The following is a 7,275-nucleotide window of genomic DNA, read 5'->3' as shown; positions in this document are numbered from 1 at the left end:
GTATAGCAGTAGCCAGTTATGTTAGGACAAAAACAAAGCCCAGAAGAGTGTTGCGGCGCGAAGCGCCGCAACACTCTTCTGGGCTTTATGTCTTAACTTATTTGGCTATAGTTATATAAGTTATTCTATTGGATTTGAAGCTGGTTGGGGAGGCATACTCCTTTGGGATGAGCTTTCCACAAACTATTTAGGATTGCTATAGTCTGAGAAAACAGTTTTTAAGGTATTTGTAAGGTATTTGTCATGCAGCAAGAACCAATTCCATCGACTGCAAATCAAGATTCATATCAAGAAGACATGGGGGAAAATGACTCGGATTTTTTGTTAACCTCCGAACAGGAGGCGGCGATGATGGCTACCTACGGATCGGGTACGGAGGATCATCGATTTGAGCTTCCAGATCCCGACGCTCCTCCAGTTGGGGATGCCACCGAGAAATCTTCACTAGCCAGCGATCGCGATCCTCAGAGTGGAGACAAGGCTAAGTCCGATAAAACCGCATTTCATAATAATTACGTGGGCTATATGGACTTGTTTGCGGACAAGCAGACGGTAATGAAGTATCTCGATGCCCATCAAGGTTGGTTTAGGCGTTGCGCTCATCCTTTTAAAGCCGATCCGATTGGTACAACGGGATATGCTATGGGGGTGGGGCAAGTGGGAGCCATGGGCTTTCAAGTCGATGCGAGGGTGGGGCTAGATTTATTGCCCCCCGATGAAAATTCAACCTATCGGATTGTGACTATCCCCATCCCCAACCAACCACCGCAGGGCTATGAGGTGGATTTTCAAGCGGAGATGCGTCTCGAGGAAAAAACCGTAGATTTACAGTCAGGATCGGGGGGAACGGCGATCATGACTAGCATTGAGTGGGACTTGAATATTGTCGTATCGCTGCAATTTCCGCCATTTATCCTGCGCTTGTCTCAGGATATTTTGCAAAAAACAGGGGATGGGGTGCTCGGTTTTGTGGTCAAACGGGTATCTAAGAGTCTGACAGCTAAGGTGCAAGACGACTTTCATAAGACCCATGCAATTAAGGTTCCGAAGCAGATTAAGCTGAGAAGATAGCCCTCTACGTTTAATCATGCTCTATACCTATGCGATTTTGCTTGCACCTGTTCCTGACATTAAACCTTTGGGAATTAAGGGGAAATCGATTCAATATTTGCCTTGCGATCGCTTGGTGGCGGCGATCGAGGCAGATGTGGATATTGAAGCCTTGAAATTGTTTCCCGAATCGGCGCTGATGCAGGCGATCGTGCTACACGATCGCCTAATTTGTGAATTATTTAGCGAACGCACCCTCTTACCTCTGCGTTTTGGGACTGCCTTTGTGTCGATCGAGGCTTTAGAAACTTATTTACGGACTGAATCTGCAAAATTACTGGCAAATTTACAAAAATTAGAGGGATATGCGGAGTTTTTAATTACGGGATCGGCGATCGCGCCCAAGGCGGAAGCAGCGAAACAACTCAAGGGCAAAGACTATCTCTTAGCTAAGCGATCGCAGTATCTACAACAGGAACAACGGCGATCGCAATTGCAACAGGAAGCCCTTGAGTATCTGCAAATCCTCAGCGCTAATTTAAGCCCTGAATCTAAAGCAGAATTTCAGCAGGTGGAGACGCAAGGCTCAGAAACCCTACGCGTTTATGCATTATTACCGCGATCGCAGGGCGAACCTATCCAAAAAGTATTGCAATCTTGGGAATCTCAGCATTCCCATTGGCAAATCGCTTGGAGTCAAGCTTTACCGCCCTATCATTTTTTGAACTAAAATTTGAACTAAAATTTGAACTAAAATTTGAAATAAGATTTGAACTAAGATCGGTGCAATAGTCGCGCTGTTAAACCGTCATGTCTTTTGCTACCACCGCCTCCCCCACCCATACGAATTTTCAGATTCGTCCTGATATCCTCGAGCTGCAACCTAGCCTCGTTCAATGGCGTAGGGACTTTCATCGCTTCCCCGAAATAGGGTTTCACGAACACCGTACATCTACGGCGATCGCTGAGAAGTTAACGGCTTGGGGCATTCCCCATCAAACGGAGATTGCAAAAACAGGTATTGTTGCGACAATTGTTGGTAAGAAGCAGGGACATCAAAAGGTGTTAGCCATCCGCGCCGATATGGATGCGCTCCCCATTCAAGAAGAAAATATCATCGGTTATAAATCCCAGATCGATAACATGATGCATGCCTGCGGTCACGACGGACATACGGCGATCGCGCTTGGGGTGGCAAAATATCTGTGGGAACGGGCGGATTTTAGCGGTACGGTGAAAATTATTTTTCAGCCTGCCGAGGAGGGACCTGGGGGCGCAAAACCGATGATTGAAGCGGGGGTACTCGAAAACCCCAAGGTTGATGCCTTGATTGGTTTGCATATTTGGAATAATTTGCCCCTCGGTACGGTTGGCGTGCGATCGGGAGCCTTGATGGCGGCGACGGAATACTTCCATTGCAAAATTATCGGACGGGGAGGACATGGAGCCTTGCCCCATCAAACCATTGATTCCATTTTAGTTGCGTCTCAAGTGGTAAATGCCATTCATGCGATCGTGTCGCGCAATGTGAGCCCTCTCGAATCCGCTGTGATTAGCATTGGGGAATTCCATGCGGGTTCCGCGACCAATGTTATTGCTGATTCTGCGCGGATTAGTGGCACGGTCAGGTTTTTTAACCCTGCCGTTGGCGCGAAACTAGCTTTGCGGTTGGAAGAGACGATCGCTGGAATTTGCGCGGCTCACGGGGCTTCCTACGAACTTAAATATACAAAGCTCTACCCTGCGGTAATTAACGATCGCGCGATCGCGGAATTAGTACGCTCCGTCGCCGAAACCGTAATCGAAACTCCCGCTGGCATCATTCCCGAATGTCAAACTATGGGGGGAGAAGATGTGTCTTTCTTTTTGGAAGCCGTCCCTGGATGCTATTTCTTTCTTGGTTCTGCTAATCCTGACAAGGGTTTAGCCTATCCCCACCATCATCCCCGATTTAACTTCGATGAGACGGTTTTGGCGACTGGGGTGGAGATATTTGCCCGTTGTGTGGAGAAATTTTTGGCTTAGTTCGGTTTTGCTTTGCTCTCAGTCGCTCATAATCAAGAGCGCCCTGCCCGCTACGCGGGCAGGGCGCTCTTGATTACAAGCTTTTCATGTCTAATATGATAAACACGCTTCAAGCCTTTCCAGCCAATACACATTAATTGATAGCGATCGCGCACGGTGTCAAAAATCAACTCACTCTGTATATCGTCTTGACTTTTAAAATGACTATGCTTTTCCAGAAGTTTTTGAATGTATAGACGGTAATTTTCTAGTTTATCCATTTGATTATCTCCTCAGCGATGGGTTCATAGACAATCAGCTTTAATTGATAGCGATCAAATGTAAAGCAATTGATTCGCAATTTCATCGGCTGTCAAAGTATCGAGAAGCATGGCAACCCTTTCGGCAATTTCATAGGGATTTCTCCGTTTTGCGATGATGATTCCTGCATGTGTCTGGTTGTTCAAGACATAACTCGTATGTAGTTTCTCAAAATCGAGTCGGTTGTGGGTTAGCATACAACGCCCCATTGATGCTGCAAATGCTAGTTGTTGGGGATCGAGTTCACCTAAGGTTCTTTGTTGTCTTGCTGTGGTTGCGTCTAATCCTCTAGCGATGAGTAGGGAGGCAACAAGAATATCCACATCTTCATCGATGTAAACTTGGGCGAAAATAGTCATCTTTGATTTAATCTTGCTTTGATAAGTGGATGCACTAGCTCATCGGGAACGTGGTTGCGTTCGATGTATTCGTTGATTTCTGCTTGGTTGTCTAGGTAAAAGCTAAGTGCGTCAAAGATTTGCGCGAGATTGAGATGTGGTAAGTGTAATGGAATTTCTTCTGGTCTAACTCCTAAGCGCCAGTTTTCAACGATCGCTCTAACGGGTGTTCTGGTTCCATCGATGATTGGTTCACCTGAGAGAATTTCAGGGTTACGGGTGACATGGCGGGAGATGGTTGCTGTTTTCATGATGATTTATTTTTTGATTTGAACTGTCATGAATATTCTTGAAAGTCTTCTAGGGGTTCATCAAAGTCATCGGGTAATGGCAAAACGAATGTATCTTTTAATATACCTACTCGATGTTTTTTAATGGGAGATGGGGCTTGATGATCGGCATAAAGTAGCTCGTCAACTCGTTCGGATAGGTTGGTTATGCCACTGTCGCCCATGCCTATACATTTGGGGCGTTGATCTTGTTCTACTTCCTGACGCAGGGCGAGATAGTGTTGATAGTCGTTTGCCCATTCGATAAATTCAATTTCATCTGATGTTTTTCCTTGGCAATATTGATGGAAAAATTCTTCAGAATCGAGTTTGTGTTGATTTTCGTAGAGGCTAAGTCTTTTGGCAACGGCGATGAGGGCATCGAGTGGGGATTGATAGGTAATGGTTTGGGGTAGACGTGTCATCGTTTATGTCCAGAATCGTTGAATGGGATAGGCATCGAAGGCAACATCTCGACTAATCACTGTGAGAGATCTGGTAATTGCTTGAGCGATCAACATTCGGTCAAATGGATCGCGGTGATGTAGTGGAAGATCTCGGATTTGGATGGTGTCGCTGAATGTGATGGGAAGCAATAGAATATCTGAGGCTTCAAGTTCTGTTTCAATAGCTTCGTATTCTTGTTGTAATGACAATTTACCGAGATTTAACTTGATGGCAATTTCCCAGAGACTCACGATGCTGAGATAGACAGTATCGGCTTCTTCGATGATATCTTTGAGATTGCTGGATAGTTGATCGCTATTTTCTGATAGCCAAATAAATGTATGGGTGTCTAGCAGATATTGGCTCATTCCATATATTCCTTAAAGTCTTCTAGTGGCTCGTCAAAGTCATCGGGCAATGGTAATACGAATGTCCCTTTTAAAATTCCAACGCGACGTTTTCTGGCTGGTGGTGCATTTTGGGTAATTTCTTTCGAGTGGTTATCGATGAGATATTTGGCATAGTGCAGAATTTCTCGTTTGAGTGGTTCTGGCATCTGGGCTATGGTTTGCAAGATTTCTGTATCTAGGGGTTGTGTAGTAGTTGTCATTGTCTAAGCTCCTGCATATAGCTATATTTTACTTCTTAGGTTTGGCTTCAAGTCCTGCTTTGAAGGCGGTAAGGAAAACTTCAACAAAATCATTTTTGGCGATTTTTTGATCGCTTTAAATACACTTGTTGCCTAAGCAACTCCATAGCCTGTATAGGGTCTTTTGTAGGGAGGATGTAAACCCAGCACAATGTCTTCTTTGGGAATACCAAATTCTAATAATTCTTGTCCTACGTCAATATCAGTTGTATTTTGCTGTAGCCAGATTTTTCCGTCTTTGATGTCAAAATGTAGAACAGTATGATAGACACGCTTCAAGCCTTTCCAGCCAATACGCATCAGTTGATAGCGATCGCGCACGGTGTCAAAAATCAACTCACTCTGTACATCGTCTTGACTTTTAAAATGACTATGTCTTTCCAGAAGATTTTGAATGTATAGACGGTAATTTTCTAGTTTATCCATTTGCGGTTATTGCAAATCAAGAATAGTTTTTAAAGCTTGGGCTAGTTGTTGAATATATGGTTCTTCTAATTGCCCGATCGCTTTGCGAATTCTAGTTTTATCAATCACTCGAATCTGTTCGCAGAGGATTACTGAGTCTTGAGAAAGACCACCGATGCCTTTGGGGACAAATACGTGAGAGGGCAAAAGTGCGCTACGAATTTTGGTTGTGAATGGGGCGATGATTGTATGGGGGCTGACTCGGTTGGCGCGATCGCTTTGGACAATAACGACAGGTCGGATGCCTGATTGTTCTGTGCCAATTACGGGATTGAGGTCACATAGGACGATATCGCCTCTGGTGACTGCTACCATTGGATTTCTCCGCGTACTAGTTTTTCTTCGTAGTCTTCTAGATTTTTGAGATAGTCGCTAAAGTCGGATTCGCTGATGGTTAGGGATTCGCTAAATTGCGTCCATTGCTGCCAGCGTTGGTTGTCCTGTTTGAGCATGAGAAAGTCAATAAAATCACTTACTTCCTGAGCGAGTTCGTTGGGAAGATGTTGGATTTTGGCGATCGCTAGGTCTTGTACTGTCATAAGTTTCACTTTTTGATACGGCTGATAGCTGGAATAGGGGTTTTACTTTTTAGGTTTGGCTTCAAGTCCTGCTTTGAAGGCGGTAAGGAAGACTTCAACAAAATCATTTTTGGCAATTTTTTTGATGGCTTCAAATGCGCCTGCTGTAAGTGCAGCAACTAGACGATCTTTAAGGGTTGGTTTGTTTTCTATCTCTTCCATTGCGGCGGCGGTGATGATTTCTTTGCCTGCTTCGCTGGTGGGATCGGAGATTTGAGGGACGATTCCTTGTAGGATTTCATCGAGTTCGTTGGCTAGTTGTTGGGTGTCGGGGTCGTCTGTGCCGTAGTAGTTGTTTTGTGTGCCGATGTTGTCGCCTGTAACGGTTTGATCGCCTGCGATGACTTGTCCTACGGGGGCGTTGAAGTTAAAGGTCATAGTTTTCTCACTGGGTAATGTTTAGTGGTTGGTTAGGATTCAGGTGCTGTCTTTTGGTTGTTTTGTGAGGCAATATTATCACCATGCACTGTTAGGTTTCCAGCAACTACTTGGTCTACTTTGTCGTTGAAGATGTAGGTGTTGCCTGTAGTGGGGTTGGGGTTATCTTCGGGGAGTAAGGGTGTTTGGGCTATGTCGTAGTTGTAGTATTTGCATCGGGCTTGGATGGCGGTGATGACTGAGATGGCTTGTTGGCTGGATTTTGTGGGGATGAGGGTGAGGAGATGGGGGAGTTGTTGGGTGAGGGTGGGTAAGTTGCGATCGGTTTTAGCAATCTTTTCTAATGCATCTGCTGCATTCTTTCGCACATCATCGTCAGAATCCTTGAGAGCGAGAATGAGAGGCTCAACGGCTTTGTCGCTGCCAATCTTTCCTAATGCATCTGCTGCATTCCTACGCACATCATCATTAGAATCCTTGAGAGCGAGAATGAGAAGCTCAAAGGCTTTGTAACTGCCAATTTTCACTAATGCTTCTGCCGCATTCCTTTGCTCATCATCCTTGTATTTGAGAATGAGAGGTTCAACGGCACTGTCAATCTTACCTAATAATGCCTCTAAATTCCTTCGTACATAATGATCAGAATTCTTGAGGGCGAGAATGAGAGGTTCAACAGCTTTGTCACTACCAATCTTGCCTAATGCCTCTGCTGCATT

General features: G+C 44.9%; 13 protein-coding genes and 2 pseudogenes. 3 read left to right on the top strand and 12 right to left on the bottom strand.

What is annotated here, in order from left to right; genetic code table 11:
• Positions 1–243: 243 nt before the first annotated feature.
• The 3 genes from AC805_RS12500 (at position 244) to AC805_RS12490 (ending at position 3,075) form a co-directional block, all read left to right on the top strand.
• Positions 244–1,071, top strand: coding sequence for a DUF1997 domain-containing protein (locus tag AC805_RS12500; protein ID WP_055075744.1), 828 nt, complete (start codon positions 244–246; stop codon positions 1,069–1,071).
• 16 nt (positions 1,072–1,087) lie between these two features.
• The gene (locus tag AC805_RS12495) at positions 1,088–1,780 is read left to right on the top strand and encodes a GvpL/GvpF family gas vesicle protein (protein ID WP_055075743.1); all 693 of its coding nucleotides are present in this window, start codon (positions 1,088–1,090) and stop codon (positions 1,778–1,780) included.
• An 80-nt stretch (positions 1,781–1,860) separates the two neighbouring features.
• Positions 1,861–3,075, top strand: coding sequence for a M20 family metallopeptidase (locus tag AC805_RS12490; protein ID WP_055075742.1), 1,215 nt, complete (start codon positions 1,861–1,863; stop codon positions 3,073–3,075).
• Between the two features lie 50 nt (positions 3,076–3,125).
• On the opposite strand, the gene AC805_RS12485 is transcribed toward AC805_RS12490, so the two are convergent.
• The 12 genes and pseudogenes from AC805_RS12485 to AC805_RS12435 all read right to left on the bottom strand — a co-directional run.
• Positions 3,126–3,335 carry an element excision factor XisI family protein gene (locus tag AC805_RS12485; RefSeq protein ID WP_082429482.1) on the bottom strand — a complete coding sequence of 70 codons (210 nt, stop codon included), beginning with the start codon at positions 3,333–3,335 and terminating at the stop codon, positions 3,126–3,128.
• A gap of 54 nt (positions 3,336–3,389) precedes the next feature.
• Positions 3,390–3,734 (bottom strand): DUF5615 family PIN-like protein, encoded by a 345-nt coding sequence (locus AC805_RS12480; protein ID WP_055075741.1) that lies wholly within the window; start codon positions 3,732–3,734, stop codon positions 3,390–3,392.
• Positions 3,731–4,024, bottom strand: a complete 294-nt coding sequence (locus AC805_RS12475; RefSeq protein WP_055075740.1) for a DUF433 domain-containing protein — start codon at positions 4,022–4,024, stop codon at positions 3,731–3,733. Before AC805_RS12475 ends, AC805_RS12480 begins: the two co-directional genes overlap by 4 nt.
• A 26-nt stretch (positions 4,025–4,050) precedes the next feature.
• Positions 4,051–4,164 (bottom strand): annotated as a pseudogene (locus AC805_RS27365) (DUF2281 domain-containing protein); the annotation flags it as partial.
• An 87-nt stretch (positions 4,165–4,251) separates the two neighbouring features.
• Positions 4,252–4,467: pseudogene (tumA, locus tag AC805_RS27360) on the bottom strand (antitoxin TumA); the annotation flags it as partial.
• Between the two features lie 3 nt (positions 4,468–4,470).
• Positions 4,471–4,857 carry a type II toxin-antitoxin system VapC family toxin gene (locus AC805_RS12465; protein ID WP_055075739.1) on the bottom strand — a complete coding sequence of 129 codons (387 nt, stop codon included), beginning with the start codon at positions 4,855–4,857 and terminating at the stop codon, positions 4,471–4,473.
• Positions 4,854–5,099: a DUF2281 domain-containing protein gene (locus tag AC805_RS12460; RefSeq protein WP_055075738.1), complete on the bottom strand. Its 246-nt coding sequence runs from the start codon at positions 5,097–5,099 to the stop codon at positions 4,854–4,856. Before AC805_RS12460 ends, AC805_RS12465 begins: the two co-directional genes overlap by 4 nt.
• A gap of 132 nt (positions 5,100–5,231) precedes the next feature.
• The gene (locus tag AC805_RS12455; protein WP_055075737.1) at positions 5,232–5,564 is read right to left on the bottom strand and encodes a XisI protein; all 333 of its coding nucleotides are present in this window, start codon (positions 5,562–5,564) and stop codon (positions 5,232–5,234) included.
• A gap of 6 nt (positions 5,565–5,570) precedes the next feature.
• A complete protein-coding gene (locus AC805_RS12450; RefSeq protein WP_055075736.1) occupies positions 5,571–5,918 on the bottom strand; it encodes a type II toxin-antitoxin system PemK/MazF family toxin in 348 nt (115 codons plus the stop codon).
• The gene (locus AC805_RS12445) at positions 5,912–6,142 is read right to left on the bottom strand and encodes a DUF2281 domain-containing protein (RefSeq protein ID WP_055075735.1); all 231 of its coding nucleotides are present in this window, start codon (positions 6,140–6,142) and stop codon (positions 5,912–5,914) included. Before AC805_RS12445 ends, AC805_RS12450 begins: the two co-directional genes overlap by 7 nt.
• 42 nt (positions 6,143–6,184) lie before the next feature.
• Positions 6,185–6,559, bottom strand: a complete 375-nt coding sequence (locus AC805_RS12440; RefSeq protein ID WP_055075734.1) for a hypothetical protein — start codon at positions 6,557–6,559, stop codon at positions 6,185–6,187.
• Between the two features lie 32 nt (positions 6,560–6,591).
• On the bottom strand, positions 6,592–7,275 hold a 684-nt coding region (locus AC805_RS12435; RefSeq protein ID WP_197278712.1), incomplete at its 5' end, for a HEAT repeat domain-containing protein.

The organism is Pseudanabaena sp. 'Roaring Creek' (assembly GCF_001402795.1).
Lineage (GTDB): Bacteria > Cyanobacteriota > Cyanobacteriia > Pseudanabaenales > Pseudanabaenaceae > Pseudanabaena.
This window is presented reverse-complemented; position numbering and strand designations above follow the sequence as displayed.